This is a genomic window from Cupriavidus sp. YAF13 (assembly GCF_052113425.1).
Taxonomy (GTDB): Bacteria; Pseudomonadota; Gammaproteobacteria; order Burkholderiales; family Burkholderiaceae; genus Cupriavidus.
This window is the reverse complement of record NZ_JBFRDD010000015.1, coordinates 19,270-36,706: the sequence shown is the minus strand read 5'-3', so window position 1 is coordinate 36,706 and position 17,437 is coordinate 19,270. Positions and strand designations below refer to the sequence as shown.

General features: G+C 65.2%; 18 protein-coding genes. 7 read left to right on the top strand and 11 right to left on the bottom strand.

Annotated elements, in window-relative coordinates:
• Positions 1 to 6 precede the first annotated feature (6 nt).
• The 4 genes from AB4061_RS14510 to AB4061_RS14495 all read right to left on the bottom strand — a co-directional run bounded on the left by AB4061_RS14510 (position 7) and on the right by AB4061_RS14495 (position 3,495).
• Positions 7 to 978, bottom strand: coding sequence for an ornithine cyclodeaminase family protein (locus AB4061_RS14510; RefSeq protein ID WP_441634848.1), 972 nt, complete (start codon positions 976 to 978; stop codon positions 7 to 9).
• Positions 968 to 1,609 (bottom strand): helix-turn-helix transcriptional regulator, encoded by a 642-nt coding sequence (locus AB4061_RS14505; RefSeq protein ID WP_441634846.1) that lies wholly within the window; start codon positions 1,607 to 1,609, stop codon positions 968 to 970. The genes AB4061_RS14510 and AB4061_RS14505 overlap by 11 nt, the downstream gene beginning before the upstream one ends.
• Positions 1,610 to 1,732: 123 nt before the next feature.
• Entirely contained in the window at positions 1,733 to 2,347 is a 615-nt protein-coding gene (prfH, locus tag AB4061_RS14500) for a peptide chain release factor H (protein ID WP_441634844.1), read from the bottom strand.
• Positions 2,344 to 3,495, bottom strand: a complete 1,152-nt coding sequence (locus AB4061_RS14495; RefSeq protein ID WP_441634842.1) for an RNA ligase RtcB family protein — start codon at positions 3,493 to 3,495, stop codon at positions 2,344 to 2,346. Before AB4061_RS14495 ends, prfH begins: the two co-directional genes overlap by 4 nt.
• Before the next feature lie 51 nt (positions 3,496 to 3,546).
• On the opposite strand from AB4061_RS14495, the gene AB4061_RS14490 reads away from it, so the two are divergent.
• Both AB4061_RS14490 and AB4061_RS14485 read left to right on the top strand, forming a co-directional pair.
• Positions 3,547 to 3,681, top strand: a complete 135-nt coding sequence (locus AB4061_RS14490; RefSeq protein WP_441634840.1) for a hypothetical protein — start codon at positions 3,547 to 3,549, stop codon at positions 3,679 to 3,681.
• Between the two features lie 185 nt (positions 3,682 to 3,866).
• On the top strand, positions 3,867 to 5,240 hold the full coding sequence (locus AB4061_RS14485; protein ID WP_441634838.1) for an esterase-like activity of phytase family protein: 1,374 nt from the start codon (positions 3,867 to 3,869) through the stop codon (positions 5,238 to 5,240).
• A gap of 75 nt (positions 5,241 to 5,315) precedes the next feature.
• Here AB4061_RS14485 and AB4061_RS14480 read toward each other — a convergent pair whose 3' ends face one another.
• The 6 genes from AB4061_RS14480 to AB4061_RS14455 form a co-directional block, all read right to left on the bottom strand.
• On the bottom strand, positions 5,316 to 6,029 hold the full coding sequence (locus AB4061_RS14480; RefSeq protein ID WP_043346656.1) for an ABC transporter ATP-binding protein: 714 nt from the start codon (positions 6,027 to 6,029) through the stop codon (positions 5,316 to 5,318).
• Positions 6,029 to 6,802, bottom strand: a complete 774-nt coding sequence (locus AB4061_RS14475; protein WP_043346660.1) for an ABC transporter ATP-binding protein — start codon at positions 6,800 to 6,802, stop codon at positions 6,029 to 6,031. The genes AB4061_RS14480 and AB4061_RS14475 overlap by 1 nt, the downstream gene beginning before the upstream one ends.
• On the bottom strand, positions 6,799 to 8,112 hold the full coding sequence (locus AB4061_RS14470) for a branched-chain amino acid ABC transporter permease (RefSeq protein WP_441634835.1): 1,314 nt from the start codon (positions 8,110 to 8,112) through the stop codon (positions 6,799 to 6,801). Before AB4061_RS14470 ends, AB4061_RS14475 begins: the two co-directional genes overlap by 4 nt.
• Positions 8,113 to 8,122: 10 nt before the next feature.
• Complete coding sequence (locus AB4061_RS14465; RefSeq protein WP_441634833.1) at positions 8,123 to 9,070, bottom strand: branched-chain amino acid ABC transporter permease; 948 nt, start codon at positions 9,068 to 9,070, stop codon at positions 8,123 to 8,125.
• A 181-nt stretch (positions 9,071 to 9,251) separates the two neighbouring features.
• On the bottom strand, positions 9,252 to 10,490 hold the full coding sequence (locus tag AB4061_RS14460; RefSeq protein ID WP_441634831.1) for a branched-chain amino acid ABC transporter substrate-binding protein: 1,239 nt from the start codon (positions 10,488 to 10,490) through the stop codon (positions 9,252 to 9,254).
• A 148-nt stretch (positions 10,491 to 10,638) separates the two neighbouring features.
• Positions 10,639 to 12,264 (bottom strand): 3-(methylthio)propionyl-CoA ligase, encoded by a 1,626-nt coding sequence (locus AB4061_RS14455; protein WP_441634829.1) that lies wholly within the window; start codon positions 12,262 to 12,264, stop codon positions 10,639 to 10,641.
• A gap of 270 nt (positions 12,265 to 12,534) precedes the next feature.
• On the opposite strand from AB4061_RS14455, the gene AB4061_RS14450 reads away from it, so the two are divergent.
• The 5 genes from AB4061_RS14450 to AB4061_RS14430 all read left to right on the top strand — a co-directional run bounded on the left by AB4061_RS14450 (position 12,535) and on the right by AB4061_RS14430 (position 16,612).
• Positions 12,535 to 14,220 (top strand): protein adenylyltransferase SelO, encoded by a 1,686-nt coding sequence (locus tag AB4061_RS14450; RefSeq protein ID WP_441634827.1) that lies wholly within the window; start codon positions 12,535 to 12,537, stop codon positions 14,218 to 14,220.
• Positions 14,221 to 14,357: 137 nt separating this feature from the next.
• The gene (msrB, locus tag AB4061_RS14445) at positions 14,358 to 14,804 is read left to right on the top strand and encodes a peptide-methionine (R)-S-oxide reductase MsrB (protein WP_043346672.1); all 447 of its coding nucleotides are present in this window, start codon (positions 14,358 to 14,360) and stop codon (positions 14,802 to 14,804) included.
• A gap of 70 nt (positions 14,805 to 14,874) precedes the next feature.
• On the top strand, positions 14,875 to 15,414 hold the full coding sequence (locus AB4061_RS14440) for a septation protein A (protein WP_045236319.1): 540 nt from the start codon (positions 14,875 to 14,877) through the stop codon (positions 15,412 to 15,414).
• A gap of 84 nt (positions 15,415 to 15,498) precedes the next feature.
• The gene (locus tag AB4061_RS14435) at positions 15,499 to 15,813 is read left to right on the top strand and encodes a BolA family protein (RefSeq protein ID WP_441634824.1); all 315 of its coding nucleotides are present in this window, start codon (positions 15,499 to 15,501) and stop codon (positions 15,811 to 15,813) included.
• A gap of 4 nt (positions 15,814 to 15,817) precedes the next feature.
• On the top strand, positions 15,818 to 16,612 hold the full coding sequence (locus tag AB4061_RS14430; RefSeq protein ID WP_150990285.1) for a peptidylprolyl isomerase: 795 nt from the start codon (positions 15,818 to 15,820) through the stop codon (positions 16,610 to 16,612).
• Positions 16,613 to 16,689: 77 nt separating this feature from the next.
• Here AB4061_RS14430 and AB4061_RS14425 read toward each other — a convergent pair whose 3' ends face one another.
• Positions 16,690 to 17,331: a TetR/AcrR family transcriptional regulator gene (locus AB4061_RS14425; RefSeq protein WP_441634822.1), complete on the bottom strand. Its 642-nt coding sequence runs from the start codon at positions 17,329 to 17,331 to the stop codon at positions 16,690 to 16,692.
• Positions 17,332 to 17,437 lie beyond the last annotated feature (106 nt).

Genomic DNA, 17,437 nt, shown 5'->3' with positions numbered 1-17,437 from the left:
AAAAGGCTACCAGGGCCAGTGAATGCTGGTGCCAGCTTGCGCGGCGGCGGCTCGCCGCTGGAGCAGGCGAGCCACCGTCAGGTCCTGCAGCGCCAGGCCTGTCATATCGAAGATGGTGATGTCGGTGTCGTGGCGCTCCACTTGCACCTTGCCGCCCAGCACGTCGCCGATTTCCGTGCACGGCGTGTCCGGCGCCCACTGCGTCTCGCCGATCTGCCGGGCCTGGGCCCGATCGTCGACGAACAGCCGCGCGCGCGCCAGCAGGCCGTCGGGCAATTCGCGCTTGCCGCGGGTGTCTGCGCCCACGCAGTTCAGGTGCGTTCCTGGCTGCACGGCTTGCAGGTCGAACAGCGCGCCGCCGCCAGGCGTAGCGGTGATCACTACGTCGCTGCCCGCCACCGCCGCATTGCGATCAGGGGCATGGGAGATCTCACAGCGCTCGGCAAAGGCACGCTCGAACGCAGCGTCGGGCTGGCCCGTCACCGTAACGTATTGAACCTGCTTGAGCGAGGGCAGCAGCGCAAGGGCGAAGGTCAACTGAATCCGCGCCTGCACGCCAGTGCCGAACAGGCACAGGCGCTCGCTGTCCCGGCGCGCCAGCCACTGAAGCCCCAGGCCGCCGGCGGCACCGGTGCGCATCGTGGTGACGGCATTGCCATCGATCATGCACACTGGCCGCCCGGTTGCCGGATCGATCAGCATGATCGTGGCCTGATGCGGCTCGCCGCCCACCTCGCGGTTGGCCGGCCAGAATCCGGCCGCCTTGAAACCCAGCAGGCCTTGCGACTGGACGTCGCCGGACTTGATGCCGAACACGCCACCGGTCGCCAGCGGCTCCCTAACCAGCGGAAAGACACGGCCCTCGCCCTGGCTATGCAGGGCAAAGGCTTCGCTCACCGCCTCCATGGCATCTGCCGGCTGCAGCAGTGACTCGACCTGGTTCTTGTCGAGCAGGAGCAAGCGCGCTTCACTTGGCATAGCTATACACCGTAGCCCGCGACACGCCGAGATGCAGCGCCACGATTTCCATGGCGCGGCGCACCTCCATGAATCCCGCCTCCTTGAGTTCGCGCAGCAACGCACGCCTGTCTTCGGCCTTGAGGGATCGCGGCGTGGTGGCCAGCCGCGCGGCAAACTGGTCGATGCGGGCCCGGATGGCATCCGCACCGGCCGGGTCGAGCGATTCCTTCATGGCCGCGCCCGCGTCCACGCTGCCGAACTGGCCCAGCACGTTCTGCAAGCTGCGGAACAGCGTCAGGTCGACGTTCATGCACAGGGCTGCCACATAGCCCCCGGTCGAATCCTTGATGCCGATCGACGTGCTCTTGGCCTGCCGCCCGTCGGCGAACTGATTCGCATAATTGGCAATCACCTGCGGATACTCAGGGTCGGCGATCCGGGCAAGGCCCAGCTCGGTTGCCGGGTCTCCCACCTGACGGCCCGACAGATTGTTATGGATGGCGAGAATGGCGTGCTTGGGGTCCAGCAGATCGTGAACAACCACCTCGCAAAAGGGCGCGAAGGTTTCGCTCAACCCTTGGGCCACCTGCTTGAGTTGCTCGAGCAGCGCTTGCTGCTCGAGCGTGCGTTCTGGGGTGCGTTTTTTCATGTAGACAGGTTATCCAGATATGGATATTTTGTCAATATCGCGGCATCGGGCTGGGCGCGCGGCGCCCCCGCCCCTCGCGCGCGGGCGCCGCGTCGTGGCCTTGCCTTGCCTCTTGGACTTGCCTCAGGCCGGCTCGAAGCGCTCCCCCTTGAATACCCGCACCGGCGCGCCGCGCTCCACCTGATGGTGCAGCAAGCGCCGCTGGGCGCGTTGGGCGAGTACGCTCTGGTCCGCCTGCTGCGCCAGCTTATGCGCGATCAGCAACGTGGCAATGCGCTTGTTGGCATGCTGGCTGCGCTCGGACTGCACCCTGACGCTGATGCCGGTAGCCACATGGATGGCGCGCACGGCCGACTCGGTACGGTTCACGTGCTGCCCGCCTGGCCCCGAGGCCCGGCAGGTCTCAAAGCGGATCTCGCCCGCCAGGGCTGGCGACGGCGCAGCGCAACGCGCCACGCCAATAAACCAGTTCTTGCGCGCATGCCGGGGCCGGTAAGGGCTCGGGCAAGTCCATTGCACAGTGCCCTCCCACTGGCGCGCCAGGTCCGGCGCCGGCTCGCCGTCCAGGCTCACCAGCACCGAGCGCAGGGTGCCCGCGCGCTCGCCGCCCTCTTCGTCGAGGATCTCGATCTGCACGCCGCAAAGCGTTGCCTCGTGCAGCAGGCGCCGGAGCGCCCGGCTGACTGCCAGGCAGCATTCGGATGGCCCTTGCGCCGCGGAAAGTTGTAGCAGGATCATCGGCAGCACTCCCCGCTGGTCTTGTACGTGAGCACGGGGCGCAGGCGCGCCAGCGGCCTTGCCAGGCCCGCGTCGCAAAGCGCCGCCACCACGCTGTCGATGGGCTTGTAGGCTTGCGGCGCCTCCTCATAGATCAACTGCCGGTCGCGGCAGATCACGCGGCTGTCAAAGCGCGTCCGGCTTAGTTGCTCGACGGTAAAGCGCCCCGACAAGCGGCTCTTGCACTCGCCGCGCATCCATTTTCGGCCCGCGCCGTGCGCCAGCGACAGCAAGCTGCGCGCATCGGCTACCGGCTCGACCAGGTAGCTGTAGTCCCCCCGCGAGCCCGGGATTACCACCGGCCCGGCGTCGGCCGGCGTGGCGCCCTTGCGGTGCAGCCAGCCGGCGGTGCCGTCGATCGTGGCCGCCGCCAGGAAGTTGTGGTTGACGTCGAGCACCCGCTCGCCGCCGCCACGCAGCCGGTCCAGCATGCGGCGCGCGACCAGCTCGCGGTTGCCCTGCGCGAAACGCAGCGCCTGTGCGTGCCGGGCCAGATAGTCGGCGCCATCCTGGCTGCCGCCGCTCAAGCCATTGTGGCTGAAGCGCTCGATATGGTCTTGCAGGATCGCCTGGCCAAGCCCGCGCGAGCCGCTGTGCACCAGCAGCACCAGCCGGCGGCGGTCCAGCCCGAGCGCCGCCACCGCGGCTTCGTCGAGAATCTCGTCGATCTGCTGCACTTCGGCAAAGTGATTGCCCCCGCCGATCGTGCCCAGGGCGTGCTCGTGGCCCACGCCCTGAAGCGACTGGCTGGCCACGACCTGCGCCACGGCCTCGGCCCATGACGCGTCGAGCGGCCCATCGATGTTGCCGAGCCGCTTCTCCAGCTGGTCCGCGCCGATCCTGGTCGCGTCCAGCTCCGTGCGCCACAGCGCCATGCCGCAGCCGATGTCATTGCCGACCAGCGCAGGATAAAGCCGGCCGCTGGAGAAAAAGGCCGCGCCTACCGGATATCCCCGGCCAGGATGCAAGTCCGGCATGCCGGCGACCCGCTCCATGCCGGCGAGACTAGCGGTGTGATGAAGTTGTTGGATCGCGTTGCCTTCGATCCAGGTGTGGTCCGACGCGATCAGCGATACGCGCTCGGACAGATGCTTGATGCAATTGCCCATATACCATCCAGATAAGAGAAAGAATCTGATGTGGCAGGCCGGAGCCGGGCAATGCAACTCACCGCGCAGCGCGATGCCAATCTGGCAATGCGCCTGCGGGGCGGAACGATTAAACCTGGCGCGGCCTGCAAAGATGCATCGACGTTTTCATGGTGTGCTCTCCTTTGCAGTGCGGTTGATGAATGAAGGGAAACGATCGTAATGCGCAATGGCGTGATCTGGCAATGTCGACGATCAGATCAGTGCGTGCGGTTCGTGCGGCTGTTGTCAGGCCGAGACACTTATCTGTCACGCCAGCGTCACGCCTTCATCACGCCACCGTCACGTGGCCCATGCATCGTAGCGGTCTTTCGACACCATTCTTCTTCGACATGCGCATCCTCCCGTCCGCGACCGTCATTGCCGTTATCGCCGTCACCGCTGCGGCCTGGGCTTTGCCCGTCGCGGCCCAGGCCACGGCCCCTGCCGCCTACCCCGCCACCCTCGCCGGCCACGCCATCCTGCCCGCGCAGAGCTATATCGCCGCGCCCAAGGACGCGCCGCAGGACCTGCAGGAGAGCGGCAAGTTCACCACCGGCGCGCGCGTGGAAAAGATCAGCGCGGTGGAAGGCCAGTCGAACAACCGGCCGACAGGCGTCTCGCTGCCCTTCAAGGGCCAGCCGCTGCAAGGCCATTCCGGCATCAAGCACATGGCGGACGGCAGCTTCTGGGTGCTGACCGACAACGGCGCCGGCAGCAAGGCCAACTCGCCGGACTTCATGCTCTACCTGAATCACTACAAGGTGGACTTCAAGAGCGGCAAGCTCCATCGCCTGGGCACTGTGTTCCTGCACGATCCGGACAAGAAGGTGCCCTTCCGCGTCGTCCACGAAGGCACCAAGCAACGCTACCTGACCGGTTCGGACTTCGACACGGAAAGCTTCCAGTTCGCCGGCGGCGCGCTGTGGATTGGCGACGAGTTCGGGCCCTTCCTGATCAAGGCCGACCTGCAAGGCAAGGTGCTGGCTGTGTACGACACGCTGGTCGACGGCAAGGTCGTCCGCTCGCCGGACCATCCCGCCGTGACCACGCCGGGCATGCCGGGCGGCGCGGTGGACTTCCAGGTCAAGCGCTCCAAGGGCTTCGAAGGCATGGCCTCGTCACCGGACGGCAGCAAGCTCTACGCGCTGCTGGAAGGCCCCGTGTGGAACGCCGAAGCCAAGGATTTTGAACGTATCGGCGGCAAGGAAGCCCTGCGGGTGCTGGAGTTCGACACCCAGGCCGGCAAGTGGACGGGCCGCTCGTGGAAGTACCCGCTCGAGGCCAATGGCAACGCCATCGGCGACTTCAACATGATCGACGCCAGCACCGGCCTCATCATCGAGCGCGACAACGACGAAGGCACGGCCGACAAAGCCTGCCCCGAAGGCCAGAAGCGCAACGACTGCTTCTCGGATATCGCCAAGTTCAAGCGCATCTACAAGATCGAACTGAGCGACGCCAATGCGGGCGGCCCGGTGCGCAAGATCGGCTACATCGACCTGCTCAATATCGCCGACCCCGACAAGCTGGCCCGCAAGCCGCTCAACGAAGGCGTGCTCAAGTTCCCGTTTTTCACCATCGAGAACGTGGATGTGGTCGACCCCACCCATATCGTGGTCGGCAACGACAACAACCTGCCCTTCTCCAGCAGCCGCGAGCCTAACAAGGCCGACGACAATGAACTGGTGCTGCTTGAGGTCGGTGAGTTCCTGAAGGCGAAGTAATCGGCTTCATGGCAGTGCCGGCGCGTGAGCCGGCATGAATGGGTGTCCCCGGACTCGCGAGGACACCCATCCTGCCTACACCTCCAGCCATTCCTTGCGAATGGCGGCATTGGCCTTCAGGTCCCCGGGCGTACCTTCGAACACGATGTGCCCGTGCCCCATCACATAGACCCGCTGTGAAATATCCAGCGCAATGGCCAGTTTCTGCTCGATCAGCAGCACCGACACGCCGCGCTCCTTCAGGACCTTCAGGTAGTCGCCCACCAGCGCGACGATCATCGGAGCCAGCCCTTCAGTAGGCTCGTCGATCAGTACCAGGTCGGGGTCGCCCATCAGGGTGCGGCATAGCGTGAGCATCTGCTGCTCGCCGCCGGAGAGCACGCCGGCGGACGTATTCTCGCGCTCCTTCAGGCGCGGGAACATGTTGTACATGTCCTGCACCGTCCAGCGGGGCTTGGACTGGCGCGGATTGCGCTTTTCCCCGAGCTGCAGGTTCTGGCGCACCGTGAGCGTGGGAAAGATATCGCGGTTCTCCGGCACGTAGCCCACGCCCAGGTGGGCGATCTCGAAGGTGCGCCGCCCGAGGATCTCTTCGTCGCGAAAGCGCACCGAGCCCTCCGCCTTGACCATGCCGAGGATGGCCTTGGCCATGGTCGAGCGCCCTACCCCGTTGCGGCCCAGCAGCGCGACGATCTCGCCTTCGTCGATATGCGCGTCGACGCCGTGGAGGATATGGCTCTTGCCGTAGTAGGCGTGCAGGCCCTGCACGTCCAGCATGCGCTTGCCCATCAGTGCGCTCCCTCAGTAGCAGGTTCGTCCAGGGTCGTGCCCAGGTAGGCTTCCTTGACCTTGCGGTTGGCGCGGATGGCCTCGGGCGTGTCGGTGGCGATGACCTCGCCGTAGACCAGCACCGAGATCCGGTCGGCCAGCCCGAACACCACGCTCATGTCGTGCTCCACCATCACCAGGGTCTTGCCCACGGTGACGCGGCGGATCAGTTCCACCGCATGATCGGACTCCGAGCGGCTCATGCCGGCCGTAGGCTCGTCCAGCAGGATCACCTCGGCGCCGCCAGCGATCGTGATGCCGATCTCCAGCGCGCGCTGTTCCGCATAGGTCAGCAGGCTGGCCTGCGTGCTGTGGCGGTGCTGCAGGCCGATCAGCTCCAGCACTTCGTCCGCCCGCTCGCGCGCGTCGCGCAGCTCGGACAGGCGATGCCAGAACGAATACTTGTAGCCCAATGACCAGAGCACCGCGCAGCGCAGGTTCTCGAACACCGACAAGCGGTGAAAGATATTGGTGATCTGGAAGCTGCGCGACAGCCCCATGCGGTTGATCACGAAAGGCTGCAGCCCGCCGATCTCCTGGCCATTCAGCCTGACCGTGCCAGAGCTTGGCGCGAAGCGCCCCGAGATCAGGTTGAAGGTGGTCGATTTACCGGCGCCGTTGGGGCCGATCAGCGCATGCCGCTCGCCCTTGGGGATGCTCAGGTTGACGCCCCGGATGATCTCGGTCTGGCCGAATTTCTTGCGTACGTCGTTCAGTTCCAGTGCGGCGCTCATGCCGTGCCTCCCGCCATTTCGGCCTGTACCTTGTCCCACGTGGCGCGCACCCGCGCGCGCGCAGCGCGGCAAGCCAGCAGGCCGGCCACCCACAACGCTGCGGCTACCAGCCACGGCTTCACCGTCGCGGCGTCGAAGCCAATGCGCAACAGCGACATCTCGGTGCCGTTGGCGCTATCCACCTGCACCTTGTAGACCAGCTCCACGGTGAGGATCACCGCGGCGAGCAGCACCAGCCCGGCAGCCGCGGCGCGGCCGTAGTCGGGCAACATGGCGCGCAGTTTGCCGCGCGCGAGCAGCGGCACCTGCATCATCAGCAAGCTGGCGATGCCGCCCGGCACGAACATGACCATCAGCACGAAGAACAGGCCAAGGTAAAGCAGCCAGGCCTTGGTCAGGTCCGACAGCGCGACCGCGAACAGGATGAACACCACCGCCCCGATCACCGGGCCGAAGAACACGCCCGCGCCGCCGATGAAGGCCGCCAGCAGCACCCCGCCGGAGCGCACCGCACTGACGTTCTCGGCCGACACGATCTCGAAGTTGATGGCCGACAGCGCGCCCGAGATGCCGGCGAAGAACGCCGACAGGATCAGTACCAGGTAGCGCACGCGCTGCGTGTTGTAGCCGATGAATTCCACCCGCTCCGGGTTGTCGCGCACCGCGTTGGCAATGCGGCCAAGCGGCGTCTGGGTCCAGGCGTACATGGCCACCATGGACAGCAGGCACCACACCGCGATCAGGTAATACACCTGGCGCCCGGGCCCATAGGTGATGCCGAACACGGGATCGCCCACCATGCGGTTAGTGGAGATGCCACCCTCGCCCCCAAAGAAATCCGGGAACATCAGCGAGCTGGCAAATACCATCTCCCCGATGCCCATGGTGATCATCGCAAAGGTGGTGCCGGACTTCTTGGTGGTGACGTAGCCGAACAGCACGCCGAAGAAGGCGCCGGCCAGGCCGCCCACCACCGGCAGCAGCGAGACTGGCAGCCATACCTTGCCCGCCCCCACCATATTGAGCACGTGGATGGCGATGAAGGCGCCCAGGCCCGCGTACACCGCATGGCCGAACGACAACATGCCGGTCTGCCCGAGCAGCATGTTGTAGGACAGCGCGAAGATAATCATGATGCCCATCTGGGACATCAGCGTGATAGCGAACCCGCCGGTGAAGAACAGCGGCATCACCAGCATCAGGGCCGCGGTCAGGCCCCAGATCGCCCAGCGTGCCAGGTTCATCGGGCGGTAGCGCATGGTGCGGCCGGTCGCAACCGTCTCGCGGCGTTGTTGCATTGTCGTCTCCATGCTCATGCTATCAACCCTCCCTCGTGCCCATCAAACCACGCGGGCGGAAGATCAGCATCACCACCAGCAACAGATACGGCAGTACCGGGGCAACCTGCGCCACCGTGAGCTTCCATAGCGAAGACAGCGGCGTGCTGTCGGTAACCTGCAGGCCGATCGAGCCCAGCAGGCCAGCCAGCGAGGCGTCAAGCGTGACGGCAAAGGTTTGCAGCACGCCAATCAGCAGCGAGGCAATGAACGCCCCCACTAAAGACCCCATGCCGCCCACCACCGCCACCACGAAGATGATCGACCCCACCGCCGCCGCCATCGACGGCTCGGTGATAAAGGCATTGCCGCCGATCACGCCGGCCAGCCCCGCCAGCGCGGCGCCACCACCGAACACCATCATGAACACGCGCGGCACATTATGGCCAAGCGCCTCGACCATTTCCGGATGTGTCAGCGCGGCCTGGATCACCAGCCCGATACGGGTGCGGGTGAGCACCAGGTAGATCGCCACCAGCATGGCCAGCGACACCACCATCATGAAGGCGCGGTACTTGGGGAACGAGGAGGTGAATATGGTAAACAGCGGCCCGTCCAGCTCTGCCGGGATGCGGTAGGGTACGGCGGCAAGGCCCCATACCAGCTTCACGCCTTCCTCGATCAGGTAAGCCAGGCCGAAGGTGAACAGCAGTTCCGCCACGTGCCCGTACTTGTGCACGGTGCGCAGCCCGAAGCGCTCCACCAGCGCGCCAGCGCCGGCCACCAGCAGCGGCGCGAAGATCAGCGCGGGCCAGAAACCGATCTTGCTGGCAATGGTGTAGGCAAAGTACGCGCCCAGCATGTAGAAGCTGGCGTGCGCGAAGTTCAGCACGCCCATCATGCTGAAGATCAGCGTAAGCCCGGAAGAGAGCATGAACAGCAGCAGCCCGTAGCTGACGCCATTCAATAGGGAAATGACGAAGAATTCCACAACTTATCCTTCATTCTGATGCACGTGGCCAGTTGGCGGCCACCGATCGGCCGGCCGTAGAACGGGCGCGCGCGGGTGAGCGCCGCCCACCCGAAAGCGGCATGCGCCGCGCCGGGTCGACCGAAGTATGCAGGATCGGGTGGCGCGCCGGAACTGGCCGCGCCATCCGCCGCGCGCGGGCTCAGCCCGGGCGCTTCATCTGGCAGGAAGTCGGCTGCGCTGCCACGTACTGGTCCATCAGCGCATCGGTCTTCCAGCCAAAGCCGGTGTTTTCCTGATCGAACTTGACCTCCTTGCCGTCAACCTTGGTCCAGGTAGCCACCACCAGCGATTGCTGGGCCTGGTGATCCGAGCCGCGCATCTCCACCGTGCCGTTCAGGCTTTCGGCCTTGATGCCTTCGAGTGCCTTGGCCACCTTGACCGGATCCGTCGACTTGACGTCCGTGAACGCCTTGCCCAGCATGGCGATGCCGGTGTACGCGGCCATCACGTAGAAGTCATCGTTGTACTTCTTCTTGAAGCCTTCGATGACATCGCCGCCCTTGAAGCCCTTGTTGTTGGGGTTGTAGTAGCCGACGTACTTGACGTGCCCGGCTTCCGACGCACCCATGGCGGTCGGCACGCCGGTGGTGCCGGCGTAGTAGGTGTAGTAGTTGGTGGTCAGGCCCGCGTCCTTGCCGGCCTTGATCAGCAGCGCGAGGTCGCTACCCCAGTTGCCGGTGATCACCGTGTCGGCCCCGGAGGCCTTGATCTTGGCCGCATAAGGGGCGAAGTCCTTGACCTGTGCCAGCGGGTGCAGGTCTTCGCCGACGATCTGGATGTCCGGGCGCTTGCGTTTCAGGTAGTCCTTGGCGGCGCGCGCCACCTGGTGGCCGAAGGAGTAGTTCTGGTTGATCAGGTAGACCTTCTTGACGCCGGGATCCTTGGCCAGGTAAGTGGTCAGCGCCTCCATCTTCATGTCGGAGTTGGCGTCCAGGCGGAAGTGCCAGTAGTTGCACTTGCCGTTGGTCATGTCCGGGTCCACCGCGGCGTAGTTCAGGTAGATGATCTCCTTGCCCGGATTGCGCTCATTGTGCTTGGCCACCGCGTCTTCCAGCGCCAGGCCCACGGAGGAGCCGTTGCCCTGCACGATATAGCGGATGCCCTGGTCCACCGCCTGCTTGAGGATGGTCAGGCTTTCCTGCGGCGAGAGCTTGTTGTCAAAGCCAACCACTTCGAACTTGTTCCCGCCCCCCCAGTTCTTTTGGTTGGCGATGTCCGCGACGAACTGCCAGCTCTTCAGCTGGTTCTGCCCCACCGGCGCCATCAGGCCGGACAGCGGGTCGATAAAGGCGATCTTCACCGTATCGGCAGCCGCGACCCCGGAACCCATTGCCGCGAAAATGGCCGTGGCGGCCACGAGCGGACGCAATCTGATCATGCTTGTCTCCTTCAGTCTTATTGTTGGCTGTGGTTGATCCCGATTCGCGGTGGCGCTCTCTCCCAAGACCGCGCGCGCCGCAAACCTGTCCTGCAATCGCCGGCATCAACGCCCGGCAAGCATTGGCGGCTCTATGGCCGCCTTGGGGTCAGGCCGCCGGCAGGCGGTAGTCCTTGAACTGCTCGCGCAGCTTGAGTTTCTGCATCTTGCCGGTAGCGGTGAGCGGAATCTCGGTGACAAAGGCAACGTCGTCGGGGATCCACCATTTGGCGACCTTGCCTTCGAAGTACTTCAGCAATTCCTCGCGCGTCACCTCGGCGCCGGGCTTCTTCATCACCACCAGCAGCGGGCGCTCGTCCCACTTGGGGTGATAGCAGGAAATGCAGGCCGCCATATGCACCGCCGGGTGGGCGGCTGCCACGTTCTCGATATCGATCGACGAGATCCACTCGCCGCCGGACTTGATCACGTCCTTGCTGCGGTCGGTGATCTGCATGTAGCCGTCGGSRTCGATGGTGGCSACGTCGCCCGTGGGGAACCAGCCATCCACCAGCGGCGACGCGTCGTTGCGGTAGTAGTGCTCGATCACCCAGGGGCCACGCACGTGCAGGTCGCCGAACGCCTTGCCATCCCAGGGCAGCTCGTTGCCGTCACCGTCGACGATCTTCATGTCCACGCCGTAGATCACGCGGCCCTGTTTTTCCTGGATCTTCTGCTGCTCGTCTTCCGGCAGGTCGTTGTGGCGCGCCAGCAGCTTGCAGGAAGTGCCCAGCGGGGACATCTCCGTCATGCCCCAGGCGTGAATGGTCTCCACGCCGAGCGCCTTGAGCGCGCGGATCATGGCGGGCGGCGCCGCCGAGCCGCCGATCACGGTGCGATGAAAGGTGGAGAACTTGAGATTGTTGGCCTGCACATGCTGCAGCAGGCCCAGCCATACCGTGGGCACGCCGGCCGAGAAGGTCACCTTCTCGTTCTCGAACAGCTCGTAGACCGAGGCGCCGTCGAGCTTGGCGCCCGGCAGCACCAGCTTGGCGCCCACCAGCGGCACCGAATACGGCAGGCCCCAGGCGTTGACGTGGAACATCGGCACCACGGGCAGGATCACGTCGCGCGCCGAGCAGCCCAGCGCGTCCGGCAGCGCCGATGCGTAGGAGTGCAGCACGGTGGAGCGATGCGAATACAGCGCGCCCTTGGGGTTGCCGGTGGTGCCTGAGGTGTAGCACAGGCTGGAGGCCGTGTTCTCATCGAACTGCGGCCACGTGTAGTTGCCGTCCTGCGCGTCGATCAGGTCCTCGTAGCACAGCAGCGGCACCTTGGCTTGCGCCGGCATGTGCGAGCGGTCGCTCATCATCACCCAGCCCTTCACGCCCGGGCAGTGCGCCGCCACGCCTTCGACCAGCGGCAGGAAGGTGGCATCGAAGAACACGTACTGGTCTTCGGCATGGTTGATGATGTAGGCGACCTGCTCGGGGAACAGGCGCGGGTTGACGGTATGGCATACCGCTCCCGAGCCCGATACGCCGTAGTAGATCTCCAGGTGACGATAGCCATTCCAGGCCAGCGTGCCAACACGGTCGCCCGACTGCACGCCCAGCGCGGCGATGGCCTGGGCCAGCTTGCGCGAGCGCAGCTCGCAATCGCGGTAGGTATAACGGTGCAGATCGCCTTCGGTCCGTCGCGAGACGATTTCCGTGCCGCCATAGTGGCGTGCGGCGTGCTTGATGATGGAGGAAATGAGCAGGGGTTCGCTCATCATTTGACCCATCAATGCCATGGAATAGTCTCCTGTAATTTTCGAAATCCGTCAAAAAACGAACAACCGTTCTATTTTTGGGCCGATTGTTGCCATCCATTGATGAAACGTCAACGGGAATCCGTTGTGCAGCGCCATATCCGGGAGGCCGGCGGGCTGCACCCCGGCCCCATGGCGGTGCGCCGGGGGCGGGATTCAAGGGATATCCGGAAACATTGTGGTGACAACGACGGTCAGAGATGCAAATGACGGCGTGGAAGTACAATAACGCCTGCCATGTTGCACCTCAACATGTCGTTTTCCCTAGCCTGCAAGCGCACTTGCGCGAAATCCGGCACGCCGGCGCTGCACCGCCCAGCCACCCATAGTGATGCCCCAGTGAACTCTCCCGAGCCAACCGACGCCCCCCAAGCCTTGCCAGACACCGCCGGCCCCGCCCCATTGAATGCTGCCGAGCCGCGGCCGCCGTTCACTGCCGTGCCAGGCTTTGCGGAGCTCGGCCCGCGCTTCTTTACACGGCTCGCGCCCACGCCGCTACCCTCCCCCAGGCTGGTCAGCGTGTCGGCCGGCGCGGCCGGGTTGCTGGGCTGGGATGCGGATGCCGCAACGCAGCGTAGCTTCATCGAAACTTTTGCAGGAAATCACGTGCCCGAGTGGGCCGATCCCCTCGCCAGCGTGTACTCCGGCCATCAGTTCGGGGTCTGGGCGGGACAGTTGGGCGATGGCCGGGCGATACGCCTTGCCGAGGCGCGCACCGCCTCCGGCCCCTGGGAAATCCAGCTCAAGGGCGCCGGCATGACGCCCTATTCGCGCATGGCCGATGGCCGCGCCGTGCTGCGCTCCTCGATCCGCGAATACCTGTGCTCCGAGGCGATGCAGGCGCTGGGCGTGCCCACCACGCGTGCCATGTGCATCATCGGATCCAACGCCCCGGTGCGCCGCGAGACCATCGAGACCGCCTCCGTGGTGACGCGCCTGGCGCCGTCCTTTATCCGCTTTGGCCATTTCGAGCATTTCGCGGCCCGCGAGGACCTTGGCTCGCTGCGCCAGCTGGCGGATTTCGTGATCGACCGCTTCATGCCCGAATGCCGCGACGACAAGCAGCCCTACCAGGCGCTGCTGCGTGAAGTCTCCCTGCGCACCGCCGACCTGATGGCCAGGTGGCAGGCCGTGGGCTTCTGCCATGGCGTGATGAACACCGACAATATGTCGATCCTCGGGCTGACCATCGACTACGGGCCCTTTGGCTTCCTCGATGCGTTCGACGCCAACCACATCTGCAACCATTCCGATACGCAAGGCCGCTATGCCTACAGCCAGCAGCCGCAGGTTGCGTTCTGGAACCTCCACTGCCTGGCCCAGGCGCTGATGCCGCTGTGGCGAGAGGGCGATGGCAACGCCGGCGCCGAAACCAGCAAAGCGGCCACCGACGCCGCGGTAGAAGCCGCGCGCGCCGCGCTGGATCCGTTCCGCGAACGCTATGCCGGGGCCTTCTTCCAGCAGTACCGGGACAAGCTCGGCCTGCGCCCGACGGGCGGCCCCGATGCCGACGACGAGCCGCTGCTGACCGACCTGTTCCAGCTGCTGCACGCCCAGCGCGTGGACTACACCTTGTTTTGGCGCAATCTCGCCCGCATCTCCTGCGCCGATGGCAGCCAGGATGCCCCGGTGCGAGACCTGTTCCTGGACCGCGCGGCGTGGGATGCCTGGGCCGAGGCCTACCGCGCCCGCCTGCGTGCCGAGAACTCCGTTGACGCCGTGCGCGCGGTGGCCATGCTGGCGGTCAACCCGAAGTACGTGCTGCGCAACCACCTGGCCGAAACCGCCATCCAGCTCGCGCGCGAGAACGACTTCAGCGAGGTGGACCGCTTGCTGGCCGTGCTGTCGCGCCCGTTCGACGAGCAGCCGGAGGCCGAGGGCTATGCCGCGCTGCCGCCGGACTGGGCAGCCGGGCTGGAAGTGAGCTGCTCGTCGTGAAGGCGCGGCGCCACTGCAAGCACTGTAAGGTTTGACTGGCAAGAAACGACCAACCGGCCTTGGGTGACGAAAAGCGGGCTGCGCAACCAGCTGTGCGCCCGCCGAGCCTCCCGGCCAACGAGAAAGGAAAGCCGACTATGACCACGCACAAGACTGAAGCCGAGTGGCGCGAGCAACTCTCCGACATCGAGTACCGCGTTGCCCGCGAAGCCGCCACCGAGCGGCCCTTCACCGGCCGCTACTGGGATCACTGGGAGCGCGGCACTTACCGTTGTGTCGGCTGCGGCACGCCGCTGTTCGAAGCCAGCACCAAGTTCGACGCCGGTTGCGGCTGGCCGAGCTATTTCCGCCCGATCAACGGCGAGGTGATCGACGAGCACACCGACCACACGCACGGCATGGTCCGGGTGGAGGTTCGCTGCAAGGAATGCGGCAGCCATCTTGGCCACGTTTTCGAAGATGGCCCCGCGCCCACCGGTTTGCGCTACTGCATCAACTCGGCTGCGCTAAAATTCGACCAGCGCGACCCCGCCGACCTCAACGCGGGTGACGCCGCGCCGACATCGCCCGACACGCCGCGCTAAGCCCGAACCGCCCGCGCGGCGGTTCGCCGCCAACCAAGCCTTCGACCTTGCGTCGCTCAATCCTGTTCGCATGAAATTCCTGTTCGACCTGTTTCCGGTCATCCTGTTCTTCGTCGCCTTCAAGTTCGCTGGCATCTATGCCGCCACCGGCGTGGCGATCGCCGCCACCGTGGTGCAGATCGGCTGGGTCTGGCTGCGCCACCGCAAGGTCGAGCCGATGCAGTGGGTCAGCCTGGTGATCATCTCGGTGTTCGGCGGCGCCACGCTGCTGCTGCATAACGAGACCTTCATCAAGTGGAAGCCCACCGTGCTGTACTGGCTGTTCGCCGCCACGCTGACCCTGTCGGCGCTGATCTGGCGCAAGAACCTGATCCGCGCCATGCTGGGCAAGCAGGTCACCATGCCGGAAGCCGCCTGGGGCAAGCTCAACGCCGCCTGGGCCGCTTTCTTCGCCGTGATGGGCGTGGTCAACCTCTATGTGGCCTACCAGTTCTCCACCGACGCCTGGGTCAACTTCAAGCTGTTCGGCAGCATGGGCCTGATGCTGGTGTTCATCCTGGCACAAAGCGTCTGGCTGTCCCGCCACATGCAGGAAAACACCCCCGAGTAAGCGCACCGGCGGGCCCTGCCCGCCGCGCCTGCCTCGATTGATCTCCCGGCTCCGGCCGGGCCCCACCAGGATACGCATTCACCGATGGCCGCAGAACCCGCACAAATCGAAGCCCTACTGCGCGCAGCCCTTTCGCCCTCCAGTGTCGAAGTACGCGACGACAGCGCGCTGCACGCCGGCCACGCCGGCGCCGCCTCCGGTGGCGGGCATTACCACGTCACCATCGTCAGCGCGCAATTTGCCGGCAGCACCCGGGTGGCGCGCCATCGCATGGTGTATGATGCGCTGCGCGATCTATTCCCCGCGCAAATCCACGCGCTGGCGGTGACCGCGCTGACTGACCAAGAACTTGAATCCCGCGAAACCTCCCGCGATTCCTCGAGCAACTCTCAGACCTGATTCCATGAAGACCACAGTCCTCTCGTTCAGCCTGGCGGCTGTGCTTGCCGCTGGCAGCTTGCCCGCCCTCGCCCAGAACGCCGCCGTCGTGAATGGCAAGGCGATCCCCTCGGCCAAGCTGGACAAGCTCGTAGCCGGCACCGGACAGCCTCCCAGCGCAGAACTGCGCGACCGTGCCCGCACCATGCTGATCGACCGTGAGCTGCTGCTGCAGGAAGCCAACAAGCGCGGCCTGACCCAGCGCGACGACCTGCAGGAACAACTGGAACAAGCCAAGCTGAACGTGCTGGCCGGTGCCGTGTTCGAGGACTACGTCAAGACCCACGGCGCCAGCGACGACGAACTGCGCAAGCAGTACGACAAGATCAAGTCCCAGTTCGGCAGCGGCAAGGAATACCACGCCCGCCACATCCTGGTTGAGAAGGAAGCCGACGCGCGCGCCATCATCGCCAAGATCAAGGCCGGCGCCAAGTTCGAAGACATGGCCAAGGCCTCGTCCAAGGACCCGGGCTCCGCAGCCAACGGCGGCGACCTCGACTGGGCCAACAGCAGCAGCTACGTGCCGGAGTTCTCGGCCGCCATGACCGCGCTGAAGAAGGGCCAGATGACCGAAACCCCGGTCAAGACCCAGTTCGGCTGGCACATCATCCAGCTCGACGACACCCGCGACGCCAAGATCCCGACGTTCGAGGAAGTCAAGCCGCAGCTGGTGCAGATGCTGATGGGCGACCAGAACTGGCAGCGCGAGCAGTTCCAGGCAATGATGAAGTCGCTCAAGGACAAGGCCAAGATCCAGTAAGTGGACTCAGCCTTGCCGTGACGGGAAAACCGGCGCCGATGGCGCCGGTTTTCATTTGCGCGAGCGGGATGTTCCCTTCAGCCCTCCTGCCCGCCAAGCGTTCGCAGGTATCCATGCGCTGCGCCCCGCAGTTGTCGCATCAGGCGCGAGAAATCGATCCCCTCCCCCTCATCGATACAAGCATGCGAGATCAGGCCATAGACGATGGCCTGCAGCGTCACCGAGGCCTCCTCGAGCACCGCGGCCTGCGGCGCGTCGGCGGCGCTTAGCAGCGCCCGGCTCCACAACGCGACAAACCGCGCGTACATCTTCTGGTATGCCGCGCGCCCCGAGTAATGCCGCTCCAGCAGGTAGATCGGCCCCCAACGCTCCGGCGTCTCCCGGTGGTGCTCCACGTTGACGGCGATCAGCGCGTCCACGATGGCCGCCATCGATTCCCCCCGGCACTGCGCCAGGCCGGCATCCATCGCCAGCACGATCCGCTTGGCACGCAGGTGCAGGCACACCTGCGCCAGTTCTTCCTTGCTGCCGAAGTACTCGTAGAACGTACCCAGCCCCACGCCGGCCAGGTCCACGATGGCGCGGATCGTCACCTGCCCATAGTCCTGCGCGGCCAAAAGCCGAACAAAGGCCTCCTGGATGGCCAGGGAGGTCTGCCATGAGCGCGACTGCACCGGCCTGCGGCGCGGCTTTGCCGGGCCTTTTTGCTGTGGGTTCATGGTGCTCCGAAAGCCGAACATGACGGCTGGTCATTCTATCTAGAATGACCTTTCGAATCTAACGGGGGGCGGCAAGCCCAGCCCCCCGGCCCAAGGAGACAACCCG

Bases quoted from the DNA above. Each gene is read 5' to 3' on its own strand.
- AB4061_RS14510 (WP_441634848.1), bottom strand. From the start codon at position 978: ATGCCAAGTGAAGCGCGCTTGCTCCTGCTCGACAAGAACCAGGTCGAG.
- AB4061_RS14505 (WP_441634846.1), bottom strand. From the start codon at position 1,609: ATGAAAAAACGCACCCCAGAACGCACGCTCGAGCAGCAAGCGCTGCTC.
- prfH (WP_441634844.1), bottom strand. From the start codon at position 2,347: ATGATCCTGCTACAACTTTCCGCGGCGCAAGGGCCATCCGAATGCTGC.
- AB4061_RS14495 (WP_441634842.1), bottom strand. From the start codon at position 3,495: ATGGGCAATTGCATCAAGCATCTGTCCGAGCGCGTATCGCTGATCGCG.
- AB4061_RS14490 (WP_441634840.1), top strand. From the start codon at position 3,547: ATGCAACTCACCGCGCAGCGCGATGCCAATCTGGCAATGCGCCTGCGG.
- AB4061_RS14485 (WP_441634838.1), top strand. From the start codon at position 3,867: ATGCGCATCCTCCCGTCCGCGACCGTCATTGCCGTTATCGCCGTCACC.
- AB4061_RS14480 (WP_043346656.1), bottom strand. From the start codon at position 6,029: ATGGGCAAGCGCATGCTGGACGTGCAGGGCCTGCACGCCTACTACGGC.
- AB4061_RS14475 (WP_043346660.1), bottom strand. From the start codon at position 6,802: ATGAGCGCCGCACTGGAACTGAACGACGTACGCAAGAAATTCGGCCAG.
- AB4061_RS14470 (WP_441634835.1), bottom strand. From the start codon at position 8,112: ATGGAGACGACAATGCAACAACGCCGCGAGACGGTTGCGACCGGCCGC.
- AB4061_RS14460 (WP_441634831.1), bottom strand. From the start codon at position 10,490: ATGATCAGATTGCGTCCGCTCGTGGCCGCCACGGCCATTTTCGCGGCA.
- AB4061_RS14450 (WP_441634827.1), top strand. From the start codon at position 12,535: ATGTCGTTTTCCCTAGCCTGCAAGCGCACTTGCGCGAAATCCGGCACG.
- msrB (WP_043346672.1), top strand. From the start codon at position 14,358: ATGACCACGCACAAGACTGAAGCCGAGTGGCGCGAGCAACTCTCCGAC.
- AB4061_RS14440 (WP_045236319.1), top strand. From the start codon at position 14,875: ATGAAATTCCTGTTCGACCTGTTTCCGGTCATCCTGTTCTTCGTCGCC.
- AB4061_RS14435 (WP_441634824.1), top strand. From the start codon at position 15,499: ATGGCCGCAGAACCCGCACAAATCGAAGCCCTACTGCGCGCAGCCCTT.
- AB4061_RS14430 (WP_150990285.1), top strand. From the start codon at position 15,818: ATGAAGACCACAGTCCTCTCGTTCAGCCTGGCGGCTGTGCTTGCCGCT.
- AB4061_RS14425 (WP_441634822.1), bottom strand. From the start codon at position 17,331: ATGAACCCACAGCAAAAAGGCCCGGCAAAGCCGCGCCGCAGGCCGGTG.